General features: G+C 64.2%; 23 protein-coding genes and 1 pseudogene. 18 read left to right on the top strand and 6 right to left on the bottom strand.

Features of this window, described 5'->3' with window-relative positions; translation table 11 throughout:
• Positions 1-101: 101 nt before the first annotated feature.
• Positions 102-812, top strand: a complete 711-nt coding sequence (locus F6X62_RS17050) for a membrane integrity-associated transporter subunit PqiC (protein ID WP_065863793.1) — start codon at positions 102-104, stop codon at positions 810-812.
• A gap of 111 nt (positions 813-923) precedes the next feature.
• Here F6X62_RS17050 and F6X62_RS17045 read toward each other — a convergent pair whose 3' ends face one another.
• Positions 924-2,396 (bottom strand): hypothetical protein, encoded by a 1,473-nt coding sequence (locus tag F6X62_RS17045; protein ID WP_054893170.1) that lies wholly within the window; start codon positions 2,394-2,396, stop codon positions 924-926.
• A 135-nt stretch (positions 2,397-2,531) separates the two neighbouring features.
• Between F6X62_RS17045 and serB the strand changes: the two genes are divergently transcribed.
• On the top strand, positions 2,532-3,746 hold the full coding sequence (serB, locus tag F6X62_RS17040) for a phosphoserine phosphatase SerB (RefSeq protein WP_054893171.1): 1,215 nt from the start codon (positions 2,532-2,534) through the stop codon (positions 3,744-3,746).
• A gap of 45 nt (positions 3,747-3,791) precedes the next feature.
• Here serB and asd read toward each other — a convergent pair whose 3' ends face one another.
• The 3 genes from asd to F6X62_RS17025 are packed head-to-tail and all read right to left on the bottom strand — an operon-like array spanning position 3,792 to position 7,055.
• Entirely contained in the window at positions 3,792-4,655 is an 864-nt protein-coding gene (gene asd / locus F6X62_RS17035; protein ID WP_054893172.1) for an archaetidylserine decarboxylase, read from the bottom strand.
• A gap of 9 nt (positions 4,656-4,664) precedes the next feature.
• Complete coding sequence (locus F6X62_RS17030) at positions 4,665-5,474, bottom strand: rhodanese-like domain-containing protein (RefSeq protein WP_153774215.1); 810 nt, start codon at positions 5,472-5,474, stop codon at positions 4,665-4,667.
• A 45-nt stretch (positions 5,475-5,519) separates the two neighbouring features.
• Positions 5,520-7,055 (bottom strand): HDOD domain-containing protein, encoded by a 1,536-nt coding sequence (locus tag F6X62_RS17025; RefSeq protein ID WP_054893174.1) that lies wholly within the window; start codon positions 7,053-7,055, stop codon positions 5,520-5,522.
• A gap of 130 nt (positions 7,056-7,185) precedes the next feature.
• Between F6X62_RS17025 and motA the strand changes: the two genes are divergently transcribed.
• A complete protein-coding gene (gene motA, locus F6X62_RS17020) occupies positions 7,186-8,037 on the top strand; it encodes a flagellar motor stator protein MotA (RefSeq protein WP_054893175.1) in 852 nt (283 codons plus the stop codon).
• 3 nt (positions 8,038-8,040) lie between these two features.
• Positions 8,041-9,066 carry a flagellar motor protein MotB gene (motB, locus tag F6X62_RS17015; protein WP_153774214.1) on the top strand — a complete coding sequence of 342 codons (1,026 nt, stop codon included), beginning with the start codon at positions 8,041-8,043 and terminating at the stop codon, positions 9,064-9,066.
• A gap of 42 nt (positions 9,067-9,108) precedes the next feature.
• Here motB and rsgA read toward each other — a convergent pair whose 3' ends face one another.
• A complete protein-coding gene (rsgA, locus tag F6X62_RS17010) occupies positions 9,109-10,140 on the bottom strand; it encodes a small ribosomal subunit biogenesis GTPase RsgA (protein ID WP_153774213.1) in 1,032 nt (343 codons plus the stop codon).
• A gap of 92 nt (positions 10,141-10,232) precedes the next feature.
• On the opposite strand from rsgA, the gene orn reads away from it, so the two are divergent.
• A complete protein-coding gene (gene orn / locus F6X62_RS17005; RefSeq protein WP_153774212.1) occupies positions 10,233-10,775 on the top strand; it encodes an oligoribonuclease in 543 nt (180 codons plus the stop codon).
• An 86-nt stretch (positions 10,776-10,861) separates the two neighbouring features.
• Positions 10,862-11,473: a trimeric intracellular cation channel family protein gene (locus F6X62_RS17000; protein ID WP_054893179.1), complete on the top strand. Its 612-nt coding sequence runs from the start codon at positions 10,862-10,864 to the stop codon at positions 11,471-11,473.
• A 62-nt stretch (positions 11,474-11,535) separates the two neighbouring features.
• Here F6X62_RS17000 and queG read toward each other — a convergent pair whose 3' ends face one another.
• Entirely contained in the window at positions 11,536-12,603 is a 1,068-nt protein-coding gene (gene queG / locus F6X62_RS16995) for a tRNA epoxyqueuosine(34) reductase QueG (RefSeq protein WP_153774211.1), read from the bottom strand.
• Between the two features lie 65 nt (positions 12,604-12,668).
• On the opposite strand from queG, the gene F6X62_RS16990 reads away from it, so the two are divergent.
• The 12 genes and pseudogenes from F6X62_RS16990 to F6X62_RS25690 all read left to right on the top strand — a co-directional run.
• Positions 12,669-13,529, top strand: a complete 861-nt coding sequence (locus F6X62_RS16990; protein ID WP_153774210.1) for an NAD(P)H-hydrate dehydratase — start codon at positions 12,669-12,671, stop codon at positions 13,527-13,529.
• On the top strand, positions 13,526-13,990 hold the full coding sequence (gene tsaE, locus F6X62_RS16985; protein WP_371926320.1) for a tRNA (adenosine(37)-N6)-threonylcarbamoyltransferase complex ATPase subunit type 1 TsaE: 465 nt from the start codon (positions 13,526-13,528) through the stop codon (positions 13,988-13,990). The genes F6X62_RS16990 and tsaE overlap by 4 nt, the downstream gene beginning before the upstream one ends.
• Complete coding sequence (locus F6X62_RS16980) at positions 13,991-15,436, top strand: N-acetylmuramoyl-L-alanine amidase (protein ID WP_196759876.1); 1,446 nt, start codon at positions 13,991-13,993, stop codon at positions 15,434-15,436.
• Positions 15,433-17,334 (top strand): DNA mismatch repair endonuclease MutL, encoded by a 1,902-nt coding sequence (gene mutL, locus F6X62_RS16975; protein ID WP_063546407.1) that lies wholly within the window; start codon positions 15,433-15,435, stop codon positions 17,332-17,334. The genes F6X62_RS16980 and mutL overlap by 4 nt, the downstream gene beginning before the upstream one ends.
• Position 17,335: 1 nt before the next feature.
• Complete coding sequence (gene miaA / locus F6X62_RS16970; RefSeq protein WP_153774208.1) at positions 17,336-18,307, top strand: tRNA (adenosine(37)-N6)-dimethylallyltransferase MiaA; 972 nt, start codon at positions 17,336-17,338, stop codon at positions 18,305-18,307.
• A 93-nt stretch (positions 18,308-18,400) separates the two neighbouring features.
• A complete protein-coding gene (gene hfq, locus F6X62_RS16965; RefSeq protein ID WP_029612777.1) occupies positions 18,401-18,661 on the top strand; it encodes an RNA chaperone Hfq in 261 nt (86 codons plus the stop codon).
• A 12-nt stretch (positions 18,662-18,673) separates the two neighbouring features.
• Complete coding sequence (gene hflX, locus F6X62_RS16960; RefSeq protein ID WP_054893184.1) at positions 18,674-19,975, top strand: ribosome rescue GTPase HflX; 1,302 nt, start codon at positions 18,674-18,676, stop codon at positions 19,973-19,975.
• Between the two features lie 96 nt (positions 19,976-20,071).
• Positions 20,072-21,253 (top strand): FtsH protease activity modulator HflK, encoded by a 1,182-nt coding sequence (gene hflK, locus F6X62_RS16955; RefSeq protein WP_063546405.1) that lies wholly within the window; start codon positions 20,072-20,074, stop codon positions 21,251-21,253.
• Complete coding sequence (hflC, locus tag F6X62_RS16950) at positions 21,253-22,122, top strand: protease modulator HflC (RefSeq protein ID WP_054893186.1); 870 nt, start codon at positions 21,253-21,255, stop codon at positions 22,120-22,122. The genes hflK and hflC overlap by 1 nt, the downstream gene beginning before the upstream one ends.
• Positions 22,123-22,402: 280 nt before the next feature.
• Complete coding sequence (locus tag F6X62_RS16945) at positions 22,403-23,590, top strand: ATP phosphoribosyltransferase regulatory subunit (protein ID WP_063546403.1); 1,188 nt, start codon at positions 22,403-22,405, stop codon at positions 23,588-23,590.
• A gap of 55 nt (positions 23,591-23,645) precedes the next feature.
• Positions 23,646-24,938 (top strand): adenylosuccinate synthase, encoded by a 1,293-nt coding sequence (locus F6X62_RS16940; RefSeq protein ID WP_054893188.1) that lies wholly within the window; start codon positions 23,646-23,648, stop codon positions 24,936-24,938.
• A gap of 552 nt (positions 24,939-25,490) precedes the next feature.
• Positions 25,491-26,183, top strand: a pseudogene (locus F6X62_RS25690) (methyl-accepting chemotaxis protein); the annotation flags it as partial.
• Positions 26,184-26,190 lie beyond the last annotated feature (7 nt).

Genomic DNA, 26,190 nt, shown 5'->3' with positions numbered 1-26,190 from the left:
GCGGATGATACACCCCTTGCGGGGCCGGCGTGGCCGTGTGCCCGCGGGAATCCACACGAGTATCACTGCGGTTGCCGGGCGGCGGCCGCTTGGATGGGATGATGAAATTTCTGCGCCTTCCATTTGCGCTGCTGATGACGGGTCTGCTGGGGCTGAGCGGGTGCAGCATGCACCAGCCGGTGGCCCTGTACCAACTCGACAGCGGCGACCCCGGCCAGCCTTCGCAGGCTGCCGGCATGGCGGTCGTGCTCGGTCCGGTATCGGTAGCCGACTACCTGCAACGTGAAACCTTTCTGCAACGTCAGCCCGATGGCAGTCTGACCGCGGCGACCGACGGTCGCTGGGCCGGCAGCCTTTCGTCGGATATCGACCAGTTGCTGGTGCGTCAGCTCGCCTGGCGCCTGGACAGCCAGCGCGTCGTGCTTGCACCTGCCAGCACCGGCTTCACGCCGGATGTGCAGGTACTGCTGTCGATCACCCGCCTGGACTCGGGCGCCAACCAGCCGGCGATCCTCGATGCCCAGTGGCGCGTACTGGATCGTCGTGGCCATGTGCGCGACAACCGTATCGTCCACCTCGAGCAACAGCATGAGGGCAGCGAGGCCTCGCAGGTCCAGGCCCAGGGGCAGTTGCTGCAGAAGCTGGTCGAGCAACTGAGCGTTGCCGTCAAGCCGCTGGCGAATCAGCCAGCGGTCGCTGAAGAGGCGCCGAAAAAGCCAGCGGCTCCGGTCCAGGTCAAGAAGGAACCGGAGAAGTCGAGGATTCCGATGGCTTCGCCGATCCGCACCGATATGGAAGTCTATCGATTCTGATTCGACAGACATGAAAAAGCCCGCAGCGATGCGGGCTTTTTTGTGGGTGCCGGATGGCAGGCCTTTCGCGACACAAGGCCGCTTTTACAACTGCACCGCGGATCAGGCCATTCAGGCCCGACGCTCATGCATCCGCGCCAACTGGCGCTCGAGCATCGACGGGTAGGGCTCCATCAGTCGCTCGACACAGCAGGCGCCTTCAGGGCTGGCGATCGGCCGAATGCGCGCGCGCTGGCGGATCAGGGCGTCGTCGCTGACCTGGCGCTCGACCAGCAGCAGGTTGCGGCTGTGTTGTGACAGGGCCAGGGCATCCTGGGCCTTCTCGGTCATCAGCAGGTCGACCTGATCCATGCCCAGCAGGTCTTCACCCAGCGCCAGGCCCAGTTGCAACTGCAGGGTGATACCGCTGTCGGCGACCTCGATCTGCAGGGCGTGGCCCAGGGCGCGCAGCAATTCGCCACAGCAGATGGCATTGGTGAGGTAGTCCTCGCCGCTGTCACGGCTGTGGAACAGCAACAGCGTGCTGCCGTCGTCAAGGGTGTGCACTTCACCCTCGTACAGCGACGCGGCCTGGTCGAGGCAGTCGCGGTAGCGCTCCAGCAACTCGGTCAGGCGCGTGCGCGGCAGACGGCGCAGTTGCTCCTGGGAGCCGAGTTGCACGGCGAGCACGGCGCTGGTGTTCGGTTCGTCAGACTCTGGGATGGCCAGTGCCTTGGGGCTGTGCACGGTGTCGTCGATCAGGTCGGCAAAGGCGTCGTCGTCTGCGTCGTCGTCCTGGGCGGCCACCCTGGCCGCTACAGGCTTGGGTGCGGCCTTGCGTGGCGGCTCCTCCACATGCAGGTCGGCAAAATCATCTTCGTCGTCTTCCTGTTCTTCCGGCTCCGGCGGTGGCGGCGGGGCCAGGCGGGCATGAAGCTGACGAGCGAGATCGCCGATTTCGTCCTGGCGCTCGATGGCCGGGGTATAGGGGTGCGGGTCACGCAACCAGACACGCAGTTGCAGCAGCGGCGTTGAGATGAAGCGGCCCAGGCGCAGGCTGAGGGTGAGCGCCAGCGCCAGCAGGATGGCCGCGAGAATGCCCATGCTCTGCAGGCTGATCAGCATCGGTTGCTGGAACTGGCTCATGTCCAGGCTGATGCGCAGTTGCCCGGCGGTCACGTCCTGGAAGGTGATCTTGGTCTGGTAGACCCCTTCGGCCTCGCCCAGCAGGCTATTTTTTGGCCGTTGCCCGGCCTCGGCGAGGATTCGGTTGTCGACGCTGTAGATCGCCGCGTGGGCCACCAGCGGGTTCTTCACCAGATTGCCCAGCAGCACGTTGAGGCTGAGGATGTCGTTGGACACCAGCAGCTCGGTAGCCGAGGTCGCGGTCTGCACGGTCAGGCTCTGGCCGACGGCATCGGCCTGCTCGTGCATGGCCTGCTTGAACTGCAGGCCCATCACGCAGGCATAGATCACCAAGGCCAGCGCCACCAGGAAAATGTTGTGGCTGGCGATGCGCAATGCCAGGGGAATACGACGCTGGCGCAGGGCTCGGAAGATCATCAGAAAGAAATTGTCGGTTTTGACAGGCGTGGGCCGGTTCACAGAGCGCGGCTCTTTATGGCGGAAAAGATGCTGGGCAGTATAGCGACCCGCGTTTTGTCGGCAAAGTATCGATGGCGCCCGATGGTCATGGAAAGTGGGTAGAATGCGCATTTTTCATCGAGTTGGAGCCCGGTCTTGCGCGAAATCGTCCTGATCAACATCACTGGTGAAGACCGTCCGGGTCTCACTGCGGCCATCACCGGCGTCCTGCTCCAGGGCGGTGTGAACATCCTCGACATCGGTCTTGCGGTCATGCATGGCACGTTGTCGTTCGGCATTCTGGTCGATATTCCCGACAATGAAGTCGCCACCGGCCTGCTGCAAGGGGTGCAGTCCAAGGCCCATGAGCTGAACCTGCAGGCGCGGTACACGCCGATCTCCGAGGCAGACTACCAGCAATGGGTGGACGGCCATGGCGACAATCGCCACATCGTCACGCTGCTCAGCCGCAAGGTCACGCCCGAACAGTTGCAACGGGTGAGTGCAGTCATCAGCCAGTATGGCCTGACCATCGAGCGGATCGAGCGCCTCTCGGCACGTGTGGCGCTCGACGCCAGCACCGACAAGAGTCGCGCCTGCCTGGAAATCTCCGTGCGCGGTGAGCCGACCGACGCCCAGTCCCTGCGCGCCGATTTCTTCGCATTGTCGGCCGAGCAGGGTATCGACATCGCCTTCCAGCAGGATGACCTGTTCCGTCGCAATCGCCGCCTGGCGGTGTTCGACATGGATTCGACGCTGATCGAAGCCGAGGTGATCGACGAGTTGGCCAAGGCTGCAGGTGTCGGCGAACAGGTTTCGGCGATCACCGAGCGCGCCATGCGTGGCGAGCTGGATTTCCGTGCCAGCTTCAAGGAGCGCATGGCATTGCTCAAAGGCCTGGACGTCGGCGTGCTGGACGAAATCGGCGCTTCGCTGCGCCTGACCGAGGGTGCCGAACACCTGTTCGCCGAACTCAAGCGCCTGGGCTACAAGACTGCAATCCTCTCCGGCGGTTTTTCCTACTTCGCCAAGCAGGTGCAGGCACGCCTTGGCATCGACTACGTGTTCGCCAATGAGCTGGAAGTGGTGGATGGCAAGGTGACGGGCGTGGCGATCGAGCCGATCGTCGATGCCCAGCGCAAGGCTGACCTGCTGCAGGAGCTGGCGCACAAGGAAGGGTTGCAACTGGAGCAGACCATCGCCGTGGGCGACGGTGCCAACGACCTGCCGATGCTGTCGCTGGCCGGCCTGGGCGTGGCCTTCCGCGCCAAGCCGCTGGTGCGTCAGTCTGCCAAACAGGCGATTTCCACGCTGGGGCTGGATGGCGTGCTGTATTTGCTGGGCTGGCGTGACCGCGACGGGCGCGTGTGAACCGTTGAAACAGCGGGGCTGCAAAGCAGCCCCAGCGATCCTGGGTCAGCCCTGCACTGGCAGCGCCAGTTGCTCGCCCATGCGCACGGCAGACCCGGCGCCCAGGGCTTCGGCCCATTTCACCTGCTCTGGCCCGAACAGCACGATCGCGGTCGAACCCAGCTTGAAGCGCCCCAGTTCCGCGCCTTTTTCCAGATGGATCGGAGCGCGGCTGGCTTCGTCGTAGCGGAAGGTCTTCAGCTCGCGCTTGGGCGGTGTGACCAGCCCGGCCCAGACCGTCTCGATCGAGGCAACGATCATCGCACCCACCAGCACCACCGCCATCGGCCCGCGCTCGGTGTCGAACAGGCAAACCACACGCTCGTTGCGGGCGAACAGCTCGGGGACGTTCTCAGCCGTGGTCTGGTTGACCGAGAACAGGCGGCCCGGCACGTAGACCATCTCACGCAGGGTGCCGGCCAGCGGCATGTGCACGCGATGGTAGTCCTTCGGCGACAGGTAGATGGTGGCGAACTCGCCGCCCATGAACGGCGCGGCCAGCGCCGGGTCGCCGCCGAGCAGCTCGAGGGCGCTGAAGCTGTGGCCCTTGGCCTGGAAAATACGGCCGTGCTCGATCGGACCGAGCTGGCTGACCGCACCGTCGGCCGGACACAGGATCGCGCCCGGGGTTTCATCCAGGGGGCGCGCCCCCGGCTTGAGGGCACGGGTGAAGAAGGCGTTGAAGTGCTCGTAGGCGGTGAGGTCCTCGACCAGCGCCTCGGACATGTTCACCTGGTAGCGTTTGGCGAACCAGGCGGTGAAGGCATTTTTGAACCAGCGAGCGCGGCACTCGGCGACGCAGCCGGCCAGGCGCGACAGCAGGTGGTGCGGCAGCAGGTGCTGGCTGATGATGAACAGACGGGATTTCATGCAGTTTCCTTAAACTTCTACAGGCGTGTCCGGGTGATTGCCCCACTCGCTCCACGAGCCGGCGTAGGCCTTGACCCGTGGATAGCCGAGTGACTTGGCCACCAGGTAGGTGAATCCGGAGCGACGGTGGGTCTGGCAGTGGGTGATCACTTCCTTGTCAGGGGTGATGCCCAATTGCTGCAGTACTTCGGCGATGTCCTTGCGAATGCGCAGGTGGTCGTTGAGGTCCATGCCTGCAGTCCACTCGAAGTTGACCGCGCCGGGGATGTGACCGGCCTTGGCTGCCAGGACCTTCTCGCCGTTGAATTCCTGCGGGCCGCGGGCGTCCCAGACCACCAGGTCGTCGGCGCCCAGGCGGCTTTGCAGGTATTCGCGGGTGGCGGTGGGTTCGGCGCGCAGGCGCAGGCGCACAGGCGTGCTGGCGGCTGCTGGCACTTCAGTGACGAGCTTGTCCGCAGGCCAGGCCTGGATTCCGCCGTTGAGGTAGTGGTAGTGCGCGTGGCCGATCACGTCGAGCAGCCAGATGAAGCGCCCGGCCCAGCCGCCCCCTTCGTCGTCGTATACCACGTACACCGCGTCGTCTCGGTGGCCGAGCTCGCTGAACAGCTTTTCCAGGTCGGCCTGGGCCGGCAGCAGGCCGGGAGCCGGAGGCTGGCCCAGCTGGGTGCGCTTGCCCTCGACGAACCGCGCGCCTGGGATGTGGCCGCTGACATAGCGGTTGGCGCTGCTCAGGTCGACCAGGATCAGCTCGGGCGAATCCAGGCGTGGCAGCAGGTCGGCGGCTTCGATCACCAGGGGCAAGCCGGAAAAATCAGTCATCCACGGTCTCCGGGGAGCAAGGGAGGTGCGATTGTAGCGCAAGGTTCAGGCATTGCGGTTGGCGAAGCTGGCCAGCGCGCGCTCGATACATTGTGCGGTTTTTCCGAAGGCCTGCACGCTCACGTCCGCAAGCGGCCTGCCGCCCTGGTCAGCGATCGCCAGCATCAATACCTGGTCGTTCACGGCCAGCGAGCGCAACAGCAAGTGCTCGCTGGGGAACAACGCTCGCAGCGGTGCGGGCAGCAGGGCGGAAAACTGGGCATGATTGTCGGGCGTCAGGCGCAGTTGCGAGGCTTTGCTCAGCAGTTTTTGCAGCAGCTTGCTCTGGCCTGGTGCCAATGTCAGCGCTGAGGCTTCGCGCGGCAACCCGGCGCTCTGCTGTACGCGCAGGCAGTCATTGGGTTTGTCGAGCAGCAGCAACAGCACCCGCTGCATGCCGCAAGCCAGCAGTGCCTCGCGCGCCTGGGTGGCCAGATGCACGGTGTTGGTGAACGGGCTGGGCTGGGCCAGCAGGTCGCCGCACAGCGTGCGCCAGCGTTGCAGGTCCTGGGCAGGTGGCGGTGGCGGGGTGAGCATGTCTGGGTGCGGGCGCCGCTGCTGCCAGGGCCAGATCAGCGCCTCTGCCGGGTGGAACAGTGCATGCCGGGCATGGTGGCGCGCGCTGGCCGCTGCTTGCTGGTGCACTTGCTGTTGCACATCATCCAGCGTGGTTTGCAGGTACATGGCGGTGAGCAGTTGCCAGCGCAGCAAGTGCGGGTTGTCCCAGCCGACCTGCGCCGACAGCGCCAGGCCGTTGGCCAGCAGCACGGTATTCGCCGGCTGGTTGAACCAGCGGCGCAGCCCGGGCTCTTCGTCCAGTCGATGCTGCTTGCTCAACTCGTCAGGCTCGCGGGCGATGTTCAGTACCTGGGCCAGTTGTTCGCGTTCTTCGAGCAGCAGGCGATAACCCTGGGTGACCCATTCCGGCAGGCGCCAGTGCGTGGCGACGGCGCGGCACAACTCCATGATGCGCACGCCGAACAGCGCATGCTCCACCTCTGAAGCCTCTTCACCCTTGTGAATGACCCGCAGTTCCCAGGTGTCGAGCAGCTTGGGGTAAGCCAGGGCCAGTGCCCACAGTGGCGAGAGGAACAGCAGGCTGCCCCAGTGGATCTCCTGCCACAGGCGCGCCAGGCGGCTGGCGAACAGGCCGTTGGCTTGCTGGGTGGCGTGCTGGCTGATCAGCAGGAATTGGCGCAGCACCGGCGGGATGTCGTCTCCCGGTATCGATGGCAGGCGCCCCATCAATTGCAGGATGCGGCTCAGGCCCAGGCGGTTCAGGGCGATCTCCAGGCTTTCGGCGGGCTCGGCCTGGCTGGCATGGTTCGGGTGATTGGCTTCGCGCATCACGCACAGCACCAGCGACGGGCTGTCCTGCATCAGTTCGGCGATGTCGCGCAGCGAGCGGCGATTGTCGTTGATGGCCGCCAGAACCCGGTCATGACTCTCTTTGGGTACCGGCACGCGGATACCGTCGAGCAGCCTTACCCAGGCGTCTAGAGAGGAGGGGATCTGCGCTGGCACCTTGGTTTCGATTGGCATTTTGACATCAGTCCAAACTGGCTTTTCGCATTGAGTGGCTATAGTCTGGCGCAGTTCTGCCGATAAGGAGAAGAAGAGTTTCCAAGCTTCCGCCCCTGACCCTGACCACGACAGCAAGTGCTTCCAATCTATGGCTAAAATTATCGGCATCATCGTCGTATTCGCGAGTGTCCTCGGCGGATACGTCCTCTCCCACGGCAAGATCGCGGCGCTGATCCAGCCGTTCGAAGTGCTGATCATCGGCGGTGCGGCCTTTGGCGCGTTTCTCCAGGCCAACCCTGGCTACATGACCATGCACGTCATGAAGAAGTCGCTGAAGATGTTTGGCAGCCGCTTCACCCATACGTTCTATCTGGAAGTGTTGGGCCTGATCTACGAGATTCTCAACAAGAGTCGCCGCGAGGGCATGATGGCCATCGAGGGTGACATCGAGGATCCCGCGGCCAGCCCGATCTTCGCCAAGTACCCTGCGGTCATGGGCGATGCGCGGATGACCGCGTTCGTCTGCGACTACCTGCGCATCATGTCGACCGGCAACATGGCACCCCATGAGCTCGAAGGCCTGTTCGACATGGAACTGCTGAGCCTGAAGGAAGACCTCGAGCACCCGTCCCATGCGGTGACCAGCGTTGCTGACGCCATGCCCGGCTTCGGTATCGTGGCGGCGGTACTGGGCATCGTGGTGACCATGGCCTCGCTGGGCGATGGCGACCAGAAATCCATCGGCCTGCACGTCGGTGCTGCGCTGGTCGGGACCTTCTTCGGTATTCTCGCGGCCTATGGTTTCTTCGGCCCGCTGGCCAACTGCCTGCGCCACGACGCCAAGGAAGAACTGAACGTCTACGAGGCGATCAAGGCTTCGCTGGTGGCCTCGGCGTCCGGCATGCCGCCGTCGCTGGCCGTCGAGTTCGGGCGCAAGGTGCTGTACCCGGCGCACCGTCCGAGCTTTGCCGAACTGGAACAAGCGGTTCGCGGTCGCTAAGCCATGGAGAACAATCAGCCCATCATCGTCAAGCGCGTCAAGCGCTACGGCGACGGCCACCATGGCGGCTCCTGGAAGATCGCCTTCGCCGACTTCGCCACGGCGATGATGGCGTTCTTCCTGGTGCTGTGGTTGCTGTCCACGGCCACCCCGGAGCAGAAGATCGCCATCGCCGGCTACTTCAAGGATCCGATCGGCTTCTCCGAAAGCGGTACGCCCTACGTCATCGACCTGGGCGGCTCGCCGCAGCTGGCCCCGGAAAAGACCATCAACCCGGAGGAGAAGTCCGAGCCGACGCCTGACACCAGCGTGCAGATGGACAAGGACCGGATCGAGACCATGGCAGACCAGGTCGAGCAGGAGCGGCTGCAACTGCTGCTGCAGGAGCTGCAGAACAAGGTCGAGGAAAATCCGCAACTGCAGAAGTTCAAGGACCAGATCCTGTTCGAGATCACCCAGGACGGCCTGCGCATCCAGATCATGGATGCCGAGAACCGGCCGATGTTCGACCTCGGCAGTGCGCGCCTGAAGCCCTACTTCGAAGACATCCTGCTGGCCATGGCCGACACCATCAAGGCCGTGCCGAACAAGATCAGCGTCAGCGGCCACACCGATGCCAAGCCTTATGCCGGTACCGGTGATTTCGGCAACTGGGAGCTGTCGGCCAACCGTGCCAACGCCGCGCGGCGTGCGCTGGTGGCGGGTGGTTATCCGGATGGCCAGGTGGCGCGAGTGGTGGGTTACGCCTCGTCGTCGCTGTTCGACCGCGAAAACCCGTTCAACCCGGTCAACCGCCGGATCGACATCATCGTGCTGACCAAAAAAGCCCAGCGGGATATCGAGGGCGAGCAGGGTGCACCTGAGGCACCGGCCAACCCAACCCCGCCTGCCGATGCGGCGCCAGGAGCCCCTGGAGCCTCCGCCGCGCCGGCCGATGGCTCGACGCCGATGCAGCCGCGCGAGCTGCGCCAGAAGCTGAACATCTTCGAGGATGGCGTGCTGAAGATGGACGAGCCCAAGGAAAACTGAGCCCGTCATCTGCAGGAGCGGCGCAACGCCGCTCCTGCATCTTCAGTAGGTGTCTTGCGTCAGGCTTGCCACGATCGAGCGGTAGCTGTGCATCCGCTGCGCCGAGATACGCCCTTCCTCCAGCCCTTTGAGCAACGCACAGCCAGGCTCGCGGTCATGCTTGCAGTCGCGGAAGCGACAGTTGCCGAGCAGATCGCGGAACTCGATGAAGCCCGCCTCCACATCGTCACGGCTGACATGCGCCAAGCCAAACTCGCGGATACCGGGGGAGTCGATCAGGTCGCCGCCGTTGGGGAAGTGGTAGAGCCGTGCGGTGGTGGTGGTGTGGGTACCCTGGCCTGACCACTCCGACAGATCGCCCACCCGCGTTTGCGCCTGCGGCAGCAGGCTGTTGACCAGCGACGACTTGCCCACGCCCGACTGCCCGACGAACACGCTGACGTGCTCGTCCAGTGTCTGCTGCAGGCGCTGCATGCCATCGCCGTGGTGTGCGGACACTTCGAGCAGCGGGTAACCGAGATCTCGATACACCGCTAACAACGCATTGAGCGTCGCTGCGTTGTCGTCATTGATCAGGTCGGCCTTGTTCAGCAACAGCAGCGGGCGGATGCCAGCGTGCTCGGCAGCAACCAGGTAGCGGTCGATGAGATTGGCCTGGGGCTCGGGTGCCGGGGCGAAGACGATCACGATCAGGTCGACGTTGGCCGCGACCGGCTTGAGCTGGCCGTGGTTGTTCGGCCGACACAGCTCGGTGCTGCGCGGCATCTGCGCGACGATCACACCGTTGCCCTGGTTGCCGGCCCGCCAGACCACCTTGTCGCCTGTGACCAGGGCAGGCAGGTTGGCGCGCAAGTGGCAGCGGAACACCTGGCCTGCGACGTCGCCGTCCTGGGCCTCGACCTCGACCGTGACGCCGAAGTGGGCGATCACCAGGCCCAGCTGCTCGGGCCCCAGGTCGCCGCCTTCGAGCTCTTGCAGGGCGTGCTGCTCGCGTTTGGCGGCGCGGGCGGCGCGTTCACCCTGGATCTTTTCGATGCGCCAGTTCTGGCGGCGGTTGAGCTGGCGTTTGGCCATGGAGGTTCCGTGTTGGCGGGGCAAAAGAAAACGGCAGGCAGTTTAGCACGCTCCACTAGGCTAATATGTTGGCCTATTCGAGGAGCTCATTCATGCACAACCCACAGAACCTGATCTGGATCGATCTGGAGATGACCGGCCTGGATCCGGACAACGACGTCATCATCGAGATGGCCACTATCGTCACCGACAGCGAGCTGAACACCCTGGCCGAGGGCCCGGTGATCGCCATTCACCATAGCGACGAAGTGCTGGCGCGCATGGACGAATGGAACACCCGCACCCACGGCGCCTCGGGCCTTACCCAGCGCGTGCGCGAAAGCCGTGTCGGCATGGCCGAAGCCGAAGCCCAGACCATCGCCTTCCTCGAGCAGTGGGTGCCAAAGGGCAAGTCGCCGATCTGCGGCAACAGTATCTGTCAGGACCGCCGCTTCCTCTATCGTCATATGCGCGCGCTGGAAGGCTACTTCCACTACCGCAACCTCGATGTCTCCACGCTCAAGGAGCTCGCTGCGCGCTGGGCGCCGGACGTGCGCGACAGCTTCAAGAAAGGCAGCACCCACCTGGCACTGGATGACATCCGCGAGTCGATCGCCGAGCTGCGTCACTACCGCGAGCATTTCATCAAGGTCTGATGAATCAGGGGGGGGGGCATGCGCCCCCTTTTGGTGCCACGCGCGACTGAGTAGACTGCGCGCCTTTTCTCGCACGGATCTGCGCCATGCTGTTGATGCTCTACCTCATCGCCATCACTGCCGAAGCCATGACTGGCGCCTTGTCCGCTGGCCGGCGCGGCATGGACTGGTTCGGCGTGGTACTGATCGCCTGCATCACCGCCCTGGGTGGCGGCTCGGTGCGCGACGTACTGCTTGGGCACTACCCGCTGACCTGGGTGAAACACCCCGAATACCTGGTGCTGACCAGTTTCGCCGCATTGCTGACGATCTTCATCGCGCCGCTGATGCGTCACCTGCGCTCGCTGTTCCTGGTCCTCGACGCCCTCGGATTGGTGGCCTTCACCTTGATCGGCTGCATGACTGCACTGGAAATGGGCCAGGGGATGCTGGTGGCGTCGATCAGCGGGGTGATCACCGGTGTGTTCGGCGGCATCTTGCGCGATATCTTCTGCAACGACATTCCGCTGGTGTTTCGTCGGGAGCTGTATGCCAGCGTGTCGTTCGCTGCGGCCTGGTTCTATCTGGGCTGCGTGTACTTCAAGGTGCCGGCCGAGCAGGCGATGCTGCTGACGCTGTTTGGCGGCTTCCTCTTGCGTTTGCTGGCCATCCGCTTTCACTGGGAAATGCCCAAGTTCCACTACAACGACGAGCATTGAGTCTTCGGGATCGAATGCGGTCTTTTCGCGGGCTTGCCCGCGAAAAAGTTGTACTTTGCCTGTCAGCCCCCCGCCTCGTGCCGCGCCAACGCCCACTCCACGTGCTCCCTGACCAATGCCGAAGGATGCTCGCGCCGCGCTTTCAGGGCCTCGAGCACGGCGATCGTCGAAGGTGCATTGCCCAGCCCGACCGCCAGGTTGCGCAGCCAGCGCTCGTAACCGGCGCGACGTAGCGGCGAGCCTTCGGTGCGGCTGAGAAAGGTCTTTTCGTCCCACAGGAACAGTGCCGCCAGCTCGGCGTTGTCCAGCCCATGGCGCGGCTTGAAGTCGTCCTCGCCGGTCGATTTGGCGAAGCGGTTCCAGGGGCAGACGATCTGGCAGTCGTCGCAACCGAACACCCGGTTACCGATCAAGGGGCGCAGCTCCAGCGGGATCGCGTCCTTGAGCTCGATGGTCAGGTACGAGATGCAGCGCCGCGCATCGAGCTGGTAGGGCCCGACGAAGGCCGCGGTGGGGCAGATGTCCAGGCACGCCTGGCAGCGCCCGCAATGCTCGCTGGTCTGGGCTTCGTCGGCGGGCAGTGGCAGATCGACAAACAGCTCGGCGAGGAAGAAGTAGCTGCCCGCCTTACGGTTGAGCAGCAGGGTGTTCTTGCCGATCCAGCCGAGCCCGGCCTGTTGGGCGATGGCCTTTTCCAGTACCGGAGCGCTGTCGACGAAAGCGCGGTAGCCGAAGGGGCCGATGGTTTCCTGGATGCGGTCGGCCAGGTGCTGCACGCGCTTGCGCACCAGCTTGTGGTAGTCGCGGCCCAGTGCGTAGCGAGAGATATAGGCTTTTTCCGGTTGAGCCAGGCGCTGGGCCATCTGCGTATCGCCGGGCAGATAGTCCATGCGCAGCGAAACCACCCGCAAGGTGCCGGGGATCAGTTCGGCAGGGCGCGAACGTTTCGTGCCGTGCGCTGCCATATAGTCCATCTCGCCGTGATGGCCAGCCTCAAGCCAGCGGTGCAAGTGCTGTTCATGCTCGCCAAGCTCGACATCGGCGATGCCCACGTGGGCAAAACCGAGTTCGCGGCCCCAATCCTTGATCGATTGGGCCAGTACTGGGAGGTCTAGAGAGGAGGCGGACATTGATGGACAAGGCATTGCAGGCTCAGGTGCGTATAATTCTGCCAGACATCGGAGCCTTTGACCCCATGCCTCAGACCAAACACCACGCCAATACCCCGCAAACGCTCAGCAGCGTGACCGTCGCGCACCTGCCTGCGCGGCCGGCAACTGCCCACAAGGGCGATTTTGGCCATGTGCTGGTGGTTGGCGGCGACTTGGGTACCGGCGGCGCCGTGCTGCTCAGTGCCGAGGCGGCGCTGCGCTGTGGTGCCGGGCTGGTCAGCGTGGCGACACGCCCCGAGCATGTGGCCGCGAGCCTCAGCCGTCTGCCGGAAACCATGTGCCTGGGCGTCAGTTCGGCCAACCAGTTGATGACGGTGCTGGAGCGCGCTTCGGTGCTGGTGGTCGGGCCTGGTCTTGGCCAGGCGGCCTGGGGCCGCAGCCTGCTTTCGGTAGTCGCCAATGCGCACCTGCCGCAGGTCTGGGACGCCGATGCGCTCAACCTGCTGGCGCGCACGCCCCTGGCCTTGCCGGGCGGCAGCATCCTGACCCCGCATCCTGGGGAGGCCGCGCGCTTGCTGGGCATTTCCACCGAGGCCGTGCAGGCCGACCGGCCCGGGGCTGCGCGTAAACTGGCGCGTCGCTACGACAGTGTCTGCGTGCTCAAGGGCGCCGGAACCCTGGTCGCCGACCCGAGCGGCCAGTTGCGGCTGTGCGAGCGAGGCCACCCGGCCATGGCCGGTGCCGGCCTGGGCGATGTGCTGACCGGTGTGCTGGCCGCGTTGCTCGCCCAGGGGCTGGACGCCTGGCAGGCGGCGGGCCTGGGCGTCTGGTTACACGCCTGCGCTGGCGAACGCCTGGGCGCGCAGGGCAGAGGTCTGGCGGCCAGCGATCTGGCTCCGGTCATTCGAGAATTGTTGGAGGAGCATTCAGCGTGTCAGGCATAACCCTGTTTCTGGCCGACGAGCCGGCTACCGTTGCGTTCGGCGCAGCGCTCGCCAAGATCACCGGCGGCCATGGCGTGATCTTTCTGGAAGGCGACCTGGGCGCCGGCAAGACCACCTTGTCGCGAGGCCTGATCCGTGGATTGGGTCACACTGGCGCAGTAAAAAGCCCGACCTTCACTGTGGTCGAACCTTATGAAATAGGCGATATCCGCGCCTTCCATTTCGATCTTTACCGCCTGGTCGACCCAGAAGAGCTAGAGTTCATGGGGATTCGCGACTATTTCGAAGGCGATCCGCTGTGTCTTTTCGAATGGCCGCAGAAGGGCGCGGGCGTTTTGCCAAAGCCCGACCTGACCATTACCATAAGCCCCCAGGCGGGCGGCCGCTCGCTGAACCTGTCGCCGCAGGGGGCTCGCGGCGAAGCCTGGTGTGCCGCTCTGGCTGCCGAAAACAAATCGTAAGTGGGGAAAGGTATGCTGCGCATTCGCGCACTGGTCGCCGTCGTTGGACTGCTGCTGACAGCGGTGACCGTTGACGCTCTGGCCGTCACACAAGTCAAGAGCATGCGCCTGTGGCGCGCGCCGGACAACACGCGCCTGGTCTTCGATCTGTCGGGCCCGGTGCAGCACAGCGTCTTCACGCTCAGCGCGCCTGATCGCCTGGTCATCGATATCAATGGTGCGACGCTCGCCTCGCCATTGAACGTCTCCACCTCGAACACGCCTATCACCAGCGTGCGCTCGGCCCAGCGTACCGCCACCGACTTGCGCGTGGTGGTCGACCTGAAAAAGGCTGTCACGCCCAAAAGCTTCACCCTTGCACCCAACGCCCAGTACGGCAATCGCCTGGTGGTCGACCTGTACGACCAGGAAGCCGATGCGGTTGCCGCCAGCAACCCCACGCCGCCGCCGGTCACCCAGGCGCCAGCCACCACGCCCGCAGTACCGGTGACACCGGCGCAACCGGCGATCAAGCTGCCGCCGGTGCCCAACGGCAAGCGTGACATCGTGGTCGCCATCGACGCCGGCCATGGCGGGGAAGACCCAGGCGCCTCCGGCTCGCGTGGCCAGCACGAGAAAGACATCGTGCTCGATATCGCGCGCGAGCTTCAGCGCCAGATCAACACCGAAAAAGGTTATCGCGCCGAACTGACCCGTACCGGCGATTACTTCATTCCGTTGCGCAAGCGCACCGAGATTGCCCGCAAGAAGGGCGCTGACCTGTTTATCTCCATCCACGCCGACGCCGCGCCGTCGAAAGCGGCCTTCGGCGCCTCGGTATTTGCCCTGTCCGACCGTGGCGCTACCTCCGAGACCGCGCGCTGGCTGGCCGACAGCGAGAACCGCTCCGACCTTATCGGCGGTGCCGGTAACGTCAGCCTCGATGACAAGGACCGCATGCTTGCCGGTGTGCTGCTCGACCTCTCGATGACGGCCACGCTCAGTTCCAGCCTCAACGTGGGCCAGAAAGTGCTGGGCAACATGGGCCGCATCACGCCGCTGCACAAGCAGCGCGTGGAACAGGCGGGATTCATGGTGCTGAAGTCGCCGGACATTCCGTCGATCCTGGTCGAGACCGGTTTCATCTCCAACGCCAACGAAGCCAACAAGCTGGCAACCAAGAGTCACCAGCAGGCGCTGGCCCGCTCGATTCATAGCGGTGTGCGCCAGTTCTTCCAGCAGAACCCGCCGCCAGGCACCTACATCGCCTGGTTGCGCGATTCCGGCAAGATCGCCCAGGGTCCCCGTGAACACAGCGTGCGCCCGGGCGAGACGCTGGCGATGATCGCCGTGCGTTATCAGGTCAGCGTTGCCAGCCTGCGCAGCACCAACAACCTCAAGAGCGATGAGCTCAAGGTCGGTCAGCACCTCGATATCCCGGCCACTACCCTGGCGTCCCAGCAATGAGTGGTGGTTCGCGAATCCAGCTGCTCAGCCCGCGGCTGGCCAACCAGATCGCCGCCGGCGAGGTGGTCGAACGCCCTGCGTCGGTGGCCAAGGAGCTGCTGGAGAACAGCCTGGATTCCGGTGCCCGGCGCATCGACGTGGATGTCGAACAGGGCGGCGTGAAGCTGCTGCGCGTGCGTGACGATGGCAGTGGCATCGCCCCGGACGACCTGCCTCTGGCGCTGGCGCGCCACGCGACCAGCAAGATCCGCGAGCTGGAAGACCTTGAGGGCGTGCTCAGCCTGGGCTTTCGTGGCGAGGCACTTGCGTCGATCAGTTCGGTAGCGCGCCTGACCCTGACCTCGCGTACCGCCAATGCCAGCGAAGCCTGGCAGGTCGAGACCGAGGGCCGAGACATGCTCCCGCGGGTTCAGCCGGCGGCGCACCCCATCGGTACTTCGGTCGAAGTACGCGACCTGTTTTTCAACACCCCGGCCCGGCGCAAGTTCCTCAAGGCCGAGAAAACCGAATTCGATCATCTGCAGGAAGTGATCCGGCGCCTGGCGCTGGCGCGCTTTGATGTGGGCTTTCACCTGCGCCACAACGGCAAGAGCATCCTCAGCCTGCATGAGGCGCCCGACGAGCTGTCGCGCGCGCGGCGGGTCGGGGCGATCTGCGGGCCTGGCTTCCTCGAGCAGGCGCTGCCGATCGAGGTCGAGCGCAATGGCCTGCGCCTGTGGGGCTGGGTCGGCTTGCCGACCTTCTCGCGCAGCCAGGCAGACCTGCAGTACTTCTTCGTCAATGGCCGCGCGGTGCGCGACAAACTGGTCGCCCACGCGGTGCGCCAGGCCTACCGCGACGTGCTGTTCAACGGCCGGCACCCGACATTCGTGCTTTTCCTGGAGCTCGATCCCACCGGTGTCGATGTCAACGTGCACCCGACCAAGCACGAAGTGCGCTTTCGTGAAGGGCGGATGGTCCACGACTTCCTGTACGGCACCTTGCACCGTGCGCTGGCCGATGTGCGCCCCGAGGATCAGCTCGCGGCGCCGGCGGCAACGACTGAGATCGTGCGTCCCAGCGGCCTGCAGGCCGGTGAGTTCGGCCCCCAGGGCGAGATGCGCCTGGCCGCCTCGGTGCTCGAACAGCCCCAGGCGCAGCAGCAGCCGTCGTTCTCCAATGGTGGCGCGGGCGCAGGCTACCAGTACCAGTACACGCCGCGCCCGTCGCAGCCGGTGCCGGCAGCAGAGGCGCAAGCAGTCTACCGCGAGTACTTCGCCCCGCTGGAGACCAGCGCCCAGCCTCCCGTGGCGCTGCCGGAAAGCCAGGGTGACATTCCACCGCTGGGCTATGCCCTGGCTCAGCTCAAGGGCATCTACATCCTGGCCGAGAACGCCGTGGGCCTGGTGCTGGTAGACATGCACGCCGCCCACGAGCGGATCATGTACGAGCGCCTGAAGCTGGCGATGGCCAGCGAAGGGCTCAGTGGCCAGCCGCTGCTGGTGCCCGAGTCACTGGCGGTGAGCCAGCGTGAGGCCGACTGCGCCGAGGAACATGCCCAGACCTTCCAGCGCCTGGGCTTCGAGCTGCAGCGCCTGGGCCCGGAAACCCTGGCGATCCGCCAGATCCCCGCGTTGCTCAAGCAGGCCGAGGCCAACCGCCTGGTGCAGGATGTACTCGCCGATCTCATGGAGTACGGCACCAGCGACCGCATTCAGGCGCACATCAACGAGCTGCTCGGCACCATGGCCTGCCACGGTGCGGTGCGTGCCAACCGACGCCTGGCGATCCCCGAGATGAACGCCTTGCTGCGTGACATGGAGAACACCGAGCGCAGCGGCCAGTGCAACCACGGCCGACCGACCTGGACCCAGATGGGCCTGGATGATCTGGACAAACTTTTCCTGCGCGGTCGATGACATGAGTGGCAAGCCCCCAGCGATTTTTCTCATGGGCCCGACGGCTGCCGGCAAGACCGACCTGGCCATTGCCCTTACACAGTCCCTGCCTTGCGAGCTGATCAGCGTCGACTCGGCCATGGTCTACCGCGGCATGGACATCGGCACCGCCAAGCCTTCGCCCGAGGTGCTGGCTGCCCATCCGCACCGGCTGGTAGACATCCGCGACCCGGCCGAGAGCTATTCGGCGGCGCAATTCTGTGGCGATGCGCTGCAGGCCATGGCCGAGATCACTGCGCGTGGCAAGATCCCGCTGCTGGTCGGCGGCACCATGCTGTACTACAAGGCGCTGGTGGACGGCCTGGCCGATATGCCGCCCGCTGATGCCGAGGTTCGCGCCGAACTCGAGGCCCAGGCCCGCGAGCTGGGCCTGGGGGAACTGCACCGGCAGTTGGCCGATATCGACCCGGTATCGGCGGCGCGCATTCATCCGAACGATCCGCAGCGGTTGATCCGTGCGCTGGAGGTATACCGGGTGAGCGGCCAGAGCATGACCGCCCACCGCGAGCGTCAATCAGCCGAAACCCGCGGTTCAGACGCAGGCGCGGGCGGGCATTTGCCCTATACTGTCGCCAGTCTGGCGATTGCGCCTACAGATCGTCACATTTTGCATGAGCGAATTGCGCTACGATTTTCGCAGATGCTGGAACAGGGCTTCGTCGACGAGGTCCGAGAGCTGCGGGCCAGAAGTGACTTGCATGTCGGGCTGCCGTCTATACGGGCAGTGGGGTACAGGCAGGTATGGGACTATCTGGACAGCAAACTGACAGCCGAGCAGATGCGCGAACGCGGTATCATCGCCACCCGCCAGCTGGCCAAGCGGCAGTTCACCTGGTTGCGTAGCTGGTCCGACGTACACTGGCTGGACAGCCTGGCCTGCGACAATCTGTCCCGCACCTTGAAATACCTGGAATCGGTCTCCATATTGAGCTGAGTCCCTGCGATTGCCGTCTATTCTTGCGACTGACGGCCTTAATGAACGAATTTTTTCAGTTTTTTACTATTGATCCTTACAGGAGTGCGGCATATGTCAAAAGGGCATTCGCTACAAGACCCTTACTTGAACACCTTGAGAAAAGAAAAGGTCCCGGTCTCGATCTACCTGGTCAACGGCATCAAGCTGCAAGGCCAGATCGAATCTTTCGACCAGTTCGTCGTGCTGCTGAAGAACACCGTCAGCCAGATGGTCTACAAGCACGCGATTTCCACTGTCGTACCTGCCCGTCCGGTTCGTCTGCCAAGCCCGTCCGATTCCGAGCACGGCGACAGCGAGCCAGGCAACGCCTGATAGGAGCCTGCATTGTTCTTTGAGCGCCACGGTGGTGGTGAGCGGGCGTTGCTCGTTCACTTGGAAGGTCAGAACCCTGAGGCGCGCGAAGACCCGCAGGAGTTTCAGGAGCTGGCACTGTCGGCCGGAGCGGACATCGTCCACCTGGCCACGGTTGCCCGGCACCAGCCCACAGCCAAGTTTCTGATCGGCAGTGGCAAGGTCGAGGAACTGCGCGACCTGGTCAAGGCCGAAGAAGCCGACCTGGTGATTTTCAATCACACCCTCACCCCCAGTCAGGAGCGCAACCTCGAGCGCGTCTTCGAGTGCCGCGTGCTTGACCGTACCGGTCTGATTCTCGATATCTTCGCCCAACGGGCGCGGACTCACGAAGGCAAGCTGCAGGTCGAACTGGCCCAGCTCGAGCACATGAGCACGCGGCTGGTGCGCGGCTGGACCCACCTTGAGCGACAGAAAGGTGGTATCGGTCTGCGCGGCCCGGGTGAAACCCAGCTTGAAACCGACCGCCGCCTGCTGCGGGTGCGCCTGCGTCAGATCAAGGCGCGTCTGGAGAAGGTGCGCAGCCAACGCGAGCAGGCCCGGCGCGGACGCAAGCGCGCGGACATCCCCTCGGTGTCGCTGGTGGGCTATACCAACGCCGGCAAGTCCACGCTGTTCAACGCCCTGACGCAATCGGAGGTGTACGCGGCCGACCAGTTGTTCGCCACACTCGACCCGACATTGCGCAGGCTCGAGCTGGACGACCTGGGGCCGATCGTGCTGGCCGACACCGTGGGCTTCATTCGCCACCTGCCGCACAAGCTGGTCGAGGCTTTTCGGGCTACGCTCGAAGAGTCGAGCAACTCCGATCTGCTGCTGCATGTGATCGATGCGCACGAGCCCGAGCGCATGGAGCAGATCGAACAGGTGCTCGCGGTGCTGGGCGAGATCGGTGCCGAAGGCTTGCCGATCCTCGAGGTCTATAACAAACTCGACCTGCTCGAAGATGTCGAGCCGCAGATCCAGCGCGATGCCGACGGCAAGCCGGAGCGGGTCTGGGTTTCGGCCCGCGACGGGCGCGGTCTTGAGCTTGTGGGGCAGGCGATAGCCGAATTGCTGGGGGATGATCTGTTTGTCGGAACCCTGCGCCTGGAACAGCGACTTGCACGCTTGCGCGCGCAATTCTTCGAACTGGGGGCAGTGCAAGGCGAAGAACACGATGAACAGGGCAGCAGCTTGCTGAGCGTGCGTCTGCCCCGGGTCGAGCTCAATCGCCTGATCAGCCGCGCAGGCCTTGAGCCTGAAGTGTTCATCGAGCAACACACTTTGCAATAAATGCCCGTCGAGGTCGCCGGGCAGCCGTGACAGGCATTCTGTAGCATTGGACGGCGCGCCGTGGGCGCGTCTTTGCTTTATCAGATGGAGAGCGCTATGGCTTGGAACGAGCCGGGTGGCAACTCGAACAATCAGGATCCCTGGGGCGGCCGCCGTGGTGGCGGTGGTGGTGGCGACAAGAAGGGACCACCGGATCTCGACGAGGCCTTCCGCAAGCTGCAGGACAGCCTGAACGGCATGTTCGGCGGCAGCAAGAAACGCGGTGGCGGTGGTGACCGCAACATCGGCAAGGGTGGCGGCTACGGCTTGCTGGGCATTGGCCTGGCAGTTCTGGCGGCAATCTGGCTGTACAGCGCCGTCTACGTGGTCGACGAGCAGGAGCAGGCCGTGGTGCTGCGCTTCGGCAAGTACTACGAGACCGTGGGGCCGGGCCTGAACATCTACTTCCCGCCGATCGACCGCAAGTACATGGAAAACGTCACGCGTGAGCGTGCGTACACCAAGCAGGGCCAGATGCTCACCGAGGACGAGAACATCGTCGAGGTGCCGCTGACCGTGCAGTACAAGATCAGCAACCTGCAGGACTTCGTTCTCAACGTCGACCAGCCGGAAGTAAGCTTGCAGCACGCCACCGACAGTGCCCTGCGCCATGTCGTGGGCTCCACCTCGATGGACCAGGTGCTGACCGAAGGTCGTGAGCAGATGGCCGTGGATATCCGCGAACGCCTGCAGCGCTTCCTCGACACCTACCGCACGGGTATCACCGTCACCCAGGTCAACGTACAGAGCGCGGCAGCCCCGCGTGAAGTGCAGGAAGCCTTCGACGACGTGATCCGCGCCCGTGAGGACGAGCAGCGTGCGCGCAACCAGGCCGAGTCCTACGCCAATGGCGTGGTGCCTGAGGCCCGTGGTCAGGCGCAGCGCATCATCGAGGATGCCAACGGCTACCGCGATGAAGTGATCGCCCGTGCCAAGGGTGAGGCCGATCGCTTCACCAAGCTGGTCGCCGAGTACCGCAAGGCGCCGGACGTCACCCGTCAGCGTCTGTACCTGGAGACCATGCAGGAGGTGTACAGCAACACCAGCAAGGTCATGGTGGCCACCAAGGACGGGCAGAACAACCTGCTCTACCTGCCACTGGACAAGATGGTCGAAGGCAGCCGCAACACTGCAGCGCCGTCCAGCAGTGTGTCGCCGTCGGTCAACGACGCCGCCACTCGCGCTGTACAGGACCTGCAACAGCAACAACAGCCGCTGCGCACTAGGGAGAGCCGCTGATGAGCAATAAATCGCTGTTCGCCCTGATTGCCGCCGTGGTGCTGGCGATCGTCGCCTGGAACTGCTTCTACATCGTGTCGCAGACCGAGCGGGCGGTATTGCTGCAGTTCGGCCGTGTGGTCCAGGCGGATGTCCAGCCGGGCCTGCATGTGAAGGTTCCGTACGTCAACCAGGTGCGCAAGTTCGACGCCCGTCTGATGACCCTCGACGCCCCGACCCAGCGTTTCCTGACGCTGGAGAAGAAAGCCGTGATGGTCGATGCCTACGCCAAGTGGCGGGTGAAGGACGCCGAGCGTTTCTACACCGCGACCTCGGGCATGAAGCAGATCGCCGACGAGCGCCTGTCGCGTCGTCTGGAAAGCGGCCTGCGTGACCAGTTCGGTAAGCGCACCCTGCATGAGGTGGTATCCGGTGAACGTGACGCGCTGATGGCCGACATCACCGCTTCGCTGAACCGCATGGCCAACAAGGAGCTGGGGATCGAGGTCATCGACGTCCGCGTCAAGGCCATCGACCTGCCGAAGGAAGTCAACCGCAGCGTGTTCGACCGTATGAGCACCGAGCGTGAGCGTGAAGCGCGCGAGCACCGTGCCAAGGGTAATGAGCTGGCTGAAGGTATTCGTGCAGATGCCGACCGTCAGCGCCGTGTGCTGCTGGCTGAAGCCTACCGTGAAGCTGAAGAAACCCGTGGTGATGGCGATGCCCAATCGGCTGCCATCTATGCCAAGGCCTACGGCCAGGACGCTGATTTCTATGTGTTCTACCGCAGCCTGCAGGCTTATCGCGAGAGCTTTGCCAGCAAGAGCGACGTGCTGGTCCTGGATCCGAAGAACGAGTTCTTCCGCTTCCTGGACAAGAGCAAGCCGTAACAGGAAAGACCCCCGCCGGGCAGCTAAAACGCCCGGTGGGGTGCATCCCGAATCAAAAGGGGTGTATGATGAGTCAGCCGGGAAATTCCCGGCTTTTTTGCGTCTGCAAGGTTGATTGGCCCCCGGCTTTTTGACGACTTGGACAGGACGCGCAGTTTTTCGAGGGTGTTGGCACGGCGGCGGCGCTGGGATCGGTGCTGCCTGCTGTTGTGCGCCAATGCCTGCTTCACAGACGGCTAACCTGTTGGGCGGCCGCCCGGACCAGAGGGGAAATGGCGTAATGGCAACGGTAGACCGCTGGCTTCTGCCAGATGGCATCGAGGAAGTACTGCCACCTGAAGCGGCGCGCATCGAGATTGCGCGTCGCCAGGTGTTGGACCTGTTCCAGAGTTGGGGTTATGAACTGGTCGTCACCCCACATATCGAGTACCTGGAGTCGCTGCTTACCGGCGCTGGCCAGGACCTGGATCAGCGTACCTTCAAGGTGGTCGACCCGCAGTCCGGTCGCCTGATGGGTTTCCGTGCCGACTTCACGCCGCAGGTGGCGCGCATCGATGCCCACACCCTGCGCCGCGAAGGCCCGAGCCGCCTGTGCTACGCCGGCAGTGTGCTGCACGCCGAGCCGCGTGCGCTGTCGACCTCGCGCAGCCCGATCCAGTTGGGTGCCGAGTTGTATGGCGACGCCAGTCCGACCAGCGACGTCGAAGTGATCAGCCTGATGCTGACCACCTTGCAACTGACTGACGTTGCCGATGTGCACATGGATCTGGGGCACGTCGGTATCTACCGTGGCCTGGCGCGTGCCGCCGGCCTGTCGGGCGCGGTCGAGCAGCAGTTGTTCGATGCGCTCCAGCGCAAGGCTGTCGATGAAGTTCACGAGCTGACCGCCGACCTGCCGAAAGACCTGGGCAACATGCTGCGTGCCCTGGTTGAACTGTGCGGTGGTCGTGAAGTGCTGGCCGACGCCCGCGTGCGTCTGGGCCGAGCTCCGGCCAGCGTGCTGGCGGCCCTGGACGACCTGCTGGCGATCGCCGATCGCCTGGCGGCGCGTTACCCGGACTTGCCGCTGTACTTCGACCTGGGCGAGCTGCGCGGCTACAACTATCACACCGGCGTGGTGTTCGCGGTGTTCGTACCCGGTGTCGGCCAGTCGATCGCACAGGGTGGACGCTACGATGACATCGGCGCCGACTTCGGCCGGGCACGTCCGGCCACCGGTTTCTCCACGGATTTGAAGACCCTGGTCACACTGGGGCGAGCGGAGGTCGTATTGCCTTCTGGCGGCATCTGGATGCCGGACAGTGGCGACGCGGCCCTCTGGCAGCAGGTCTGCCAGTTGCGCAACGAGGGCCAGCGTGTGGTCCAGGCACTGCCTGGCCAGCCGCTGAGTGCTGCTCTCGAGGCGGATTGTGATCGGCAATTGATTCAGCAAGACGGGCGCTGGCAGGTTCTGCCGCTGACCCATTGAGATTCTTCGCCGGCAATGGGCCGGCAACCAAGTTGCGTGAATGAGGACAAGTGTTATGGGTAAGAATGTCGTCGTCCTGGGCACCCAGTGGGGTGATGAGGGCAAAGGCAAGATCGTCGATCTGCTGACCGAACATGCTGCCGCCGTCGTGCGTTACCAGGGCGGCCACAACGCGGGCCACACCCTGGTGATCAACGGTGAGAAGACCGTTCTGCACCTGATCCCGTCGGGTATCCTGCGTGAAGGCGTACAGTGCCTGATCGGCAACGGCGTCGTCGTCGCACCGGACGCCCTGATGCGCGAAATCACCAAGCTGGAAGAGAAGGGCGTACCGGTTCGCGAGCGCCTGCGCATCAGCCCGGCTGCTCCGCTGATCCTGTCGTACCACGTGGCGCTGGACCAGGCCCGTGAAAAGGCCCGTGGCGAAGCCAAGATCGGCACCACCGGCCGTGGTATCGGCCCAGCCTACGAAGACAAGGTCGCCCGTCGCGGCCTGCGCGTGGGTGACCTGTTCCACCGCGAGCGTTTCGCCGCCAAGCTCGGTGAGCTGCTGGACTACCACAACTTCCAGCTGGTCAATTACTACAAAGAGCCGGCCATCGACTTCCAGCAGACCCTCGACGAGTGCATGGCCTATGCCGAGCAGCTCAAGCCGATGATGCTCGACGTCACCGCCGAACTGCACAACCTGCGCCGTGCCGGCAAGGACATCATGTTCGAAGGCGCCCAGGGCTCCCTGCTGGACATCGACCACGGCACGTACCCGTACGTCACCAGCTCGAACACCACTGCTGGCGGCATCTCCACCGGTTCGGGCGTTGGCCCGATGTACCTGGACTACATCCTCGGTATCACCAAGGCCTACACCACCCGCGTGGGTTCCGGTCCGTTCCCGACCGAACTGTTCGACGAAACCGGTGCTACCCTGGCCAAGCGTGGCCATGAGTTCGGCTCCACCACCGGTCGTGCCCGTCGCTGCGGCTGGTTCGATGCCGTGATCCTGCGTCGTGCCATCGACGTCAACAGCATCTCGGGTATCTGCCTGACCAAGCTGGACGTGCTGGACGGTCTGGAAACCATCAACATCTGCGTCGGCTACAAGAACGAGAACGGTGCGGTGATCGACGCGCCTTCCGATGCCGACAGCTACATCGGCCTGGAGCCGGTGTACGAAGAGATGCCAGGCTGGAGCGAGTCGACCCTGGGCGTGAAAGCCCTGGAAGAGCTGCCGCAGGCCGCGCGCAACTACATCAAGCGCATCGAGGAGCTGGTCGGTGCCCCGATCGACATCATCTCCACCGGCCCGGACCGCAACGAGACCATCGTGCTGCGTCATCCGTTCGCCTGATCTGCCTTCTGGCTGATCCAGCGCCGCAGCCCTGCAAGGGGTTGCGGCGTTTTTGTTCCTGGCTGCAGTGGTCTTTCGCGGGTAAGCCCGCTACCACGGTTCATCGGGCTGCTAGACCTTGGCGTATTTCCCTCCTGCTTCAGGCATGACCCTTGCTGTAAGAAGATTCTGTAGATGCCATCAAAGTAATGGCGCCAGAAACACGGGGGTTCAAACGTGTCTGCCATCCTCTCTCTGTTACGAAGCCGCCTCCTGCGGCCTGTTTTTGTTGCACTTGGTATCGCTCTTCTGGTGCAAGTCGTGGTCGCCGTCGTGCTGACCCGCAGCACTGTCACTGCGCTGGAGGCCGACCTGGGCGAACGCCTGGGCGCTGACAGTCGCAAGCTGGCAGGTGAGCTGGAGCAGGCCGGGCAAGATGTGCGCTCCGGTCTCGACAGCCTCTCGGCCAGTACCCGGCAACGCCTGAGCGCGGGGCTTTCCACGCGATTACAGAGCGAACAGCAACAGCTACGCACCACGCTGGAGCAAAGCCTCAAGGAGTCGGCCAACGATATGGCCGAGTTGCTGGCCTCGGTGGCACCGAGGGCGATCTGGGACAATGACGTCCCCACGCTATCTGACTTCGCTCGTCGCGCGCAGCGCAATCCCAACGTGTTGTTCGTGATCTACGACAACGCCGAGGGCGAGCACCTCACCCGTTACCTCAACCGCCAGAACCCGATCAATCAGGCGCTGATGGAAAAGGGTCAGGGCGAGCGGGCGCTGGACAAGGTGCTCGACGCTGCGCGCCGGGATCCATCGGTGTACTTCGTCGAGGCTTCGATCAGCCCCAATGGCGCCCAGATCGGCAAGGTACTCATGGGGGTCTCGACCGCCGCCGTCGATCAAGAGCTCAAGGCGCTCGACCAGCGCTTTGCCGCCCTGATCGCAAGTGGCGAGCAACTGGTCGGCGAGAGCCTTGGCGCTGCCGCGGCCGATAGCGGCAAGACCCTGCAGGCTCGTCTTGAGACGGCGCAGAACAGCGCCACTGCCATGCAGGCCAATACCGCGCAGACGGTTCGCGACGCGGCCGGCGAGCTGCGTTGGCGCATCGGCGTCGGCCTGGTGCTGGTCGGGCTTGGCGTGCTGTTGGTGGTTGCCGTGGTGCTGGGGCGACGAGTGGTCAGCAAGCTGCGCCTGCTCATCGCTGCCCTCGACGACCTGGCCGCCGGGGAGGGCGACCTGACCAAGCGTGTGGCGCTCGACAGCCGTG

The organism is Pseudomonas sp. MNR3A, from assembly GCF_009650575.1.
Lineage (GTDB): Bacteria > Pseudomonadota > Gammaproteobacteria > Pseudomonadales > Pseudomonadaceae > Aquipseudomonas > Aquipseudomonas machongensis.
The sequence above is the reverse complement of the archived record's forward strand: the minus strand, read 5'-3'. Positions and strand labels throughout refer to the sequence as shown.

Excerpts from the sequence above, each read along its gene's own strand:
- F6X62_RS17050 (WP_065863793.1), top strand. The coding sequence starts at position 102 with ATGAAATTTCTGCGCCTTCCATTTGCGCTGCTGATGACGGGTCTGCTG.
- asd (WP_054893172.1), bottom strand. The coding sequence starts at position 4,655 with ATGAAATCCCGTCTGTTCATCATCAGCCAGCACCTGCTGCCGCACCAC.
- F6X62_RS17030 (WP_153774215.1), bottom strand. The coding sequence starts at position 5,474 with ATGACTGATTTTTCCGGCTTGCCCCTGGTGATCGAAGCCGCCGACCTG.
- F6X62_RS17025 (WP_054893174.1), bottom strand. The coding sequence starts at position 7,055 with ATGCCAATCGAAACCAAGGTGCCAGCGCAGATCCCCTCCTCTCTAGAC.
- motA (WP_054893175.1), top strand. The coding sequence starts at position 7,186 with ATGGCTAAAATTATCGGCATCATCGTCGTATTCGCGAGTGTCCTCGGC.
- motB (WP_153774214.1), top strand. The coding sequence starts at position 8,041 with ATGGAGAACAATCAGCCCATCATCGTCAAGCGCGTCAAGCGCTACGGC.
- rsgA (WP_153774213.1), bottom strand. The coding sequence starts at position 10,140 with ATGGCCAAACGCCAGCTCAACCGCCGCCAGAACTGGCGCATCGAAAAG.
- orn (WP_153774212.1), top strand. The coding sequence starts at position 10,233 with ATGCACAACCCACAGAACCTGATCTGGATCGATCTGGAGATGACCGGC.
- F6X62_RS17000 (WP_054893179.1), top strand. The coding sequence starts at position 10,862 with ATGCTGTTGATGCTCTACCTCATCGCCATCACTGCCGAAGCCATGACT.
- queG (WP_153774211.1), bottom strand. The coding sequence starts at position 12,603 with ATGTCCGCCTCCTCTCTAGACCTCCCAGTACTGGCCCAATCGATCAAG.
- F6X62_RS16990 (WP_153774210.1), top strand. The coding sequence starts at position 12,669 with ATGCCTCAGACCAAACACCACGCCAATACCCCGCAAACGCTCAGCAGC.
- mutL (WP_063546407.1), top strand. The coding sequence starts at position 15,433 with ATGAGTGGTGGTTCGCGAATCCAGCTGCTCAGCCCGCGGCTGGCCAAC.
- miaA (WP_153774208.1), top strand. The coding sequence starts at position 17,336 with ATGAGTGGCAAGCCCCCAGCGATTTTTCTCATGGGCCCGACGGCTGCC.
- hfq (WP_029612777.1), top strand. The coding sequence starts at position 18,401 with ATGTCAAAAGGGCATTCGCTACAAGACCCTTACTTGAACACCTTGAGA.
- hflK (WP_063546405.1), top strand. The coding sequence starts at position 20,072 with ATGGCTTGGAACGAGCCGGGTGGCAACTCGAACAATCAGGATCCCTGG.
- hflC (WP_054893186.1), top strand. The coding sequence starts at position 21,253 with ATGAGCAATAAATCGCTGTTCGCCCTGATTGCCGCCGTGGTGCTGGCG.
- F6X62_RS16945 (WP_063546403.1), top strand. The coding sequence starts at position 22,403 with ATGGCAACGGTAGACCGCTGGCTTCTGCCAGATGGCATCGAGGAAGTA.
- F6X62_RS16940 (WP_054893188.1), top strand. The coding sequence starts at position 23,646 with ATGGGTAAGAATGTCGTCGTCCTGGGCACCCAGTGGGGTGATGAGGGC.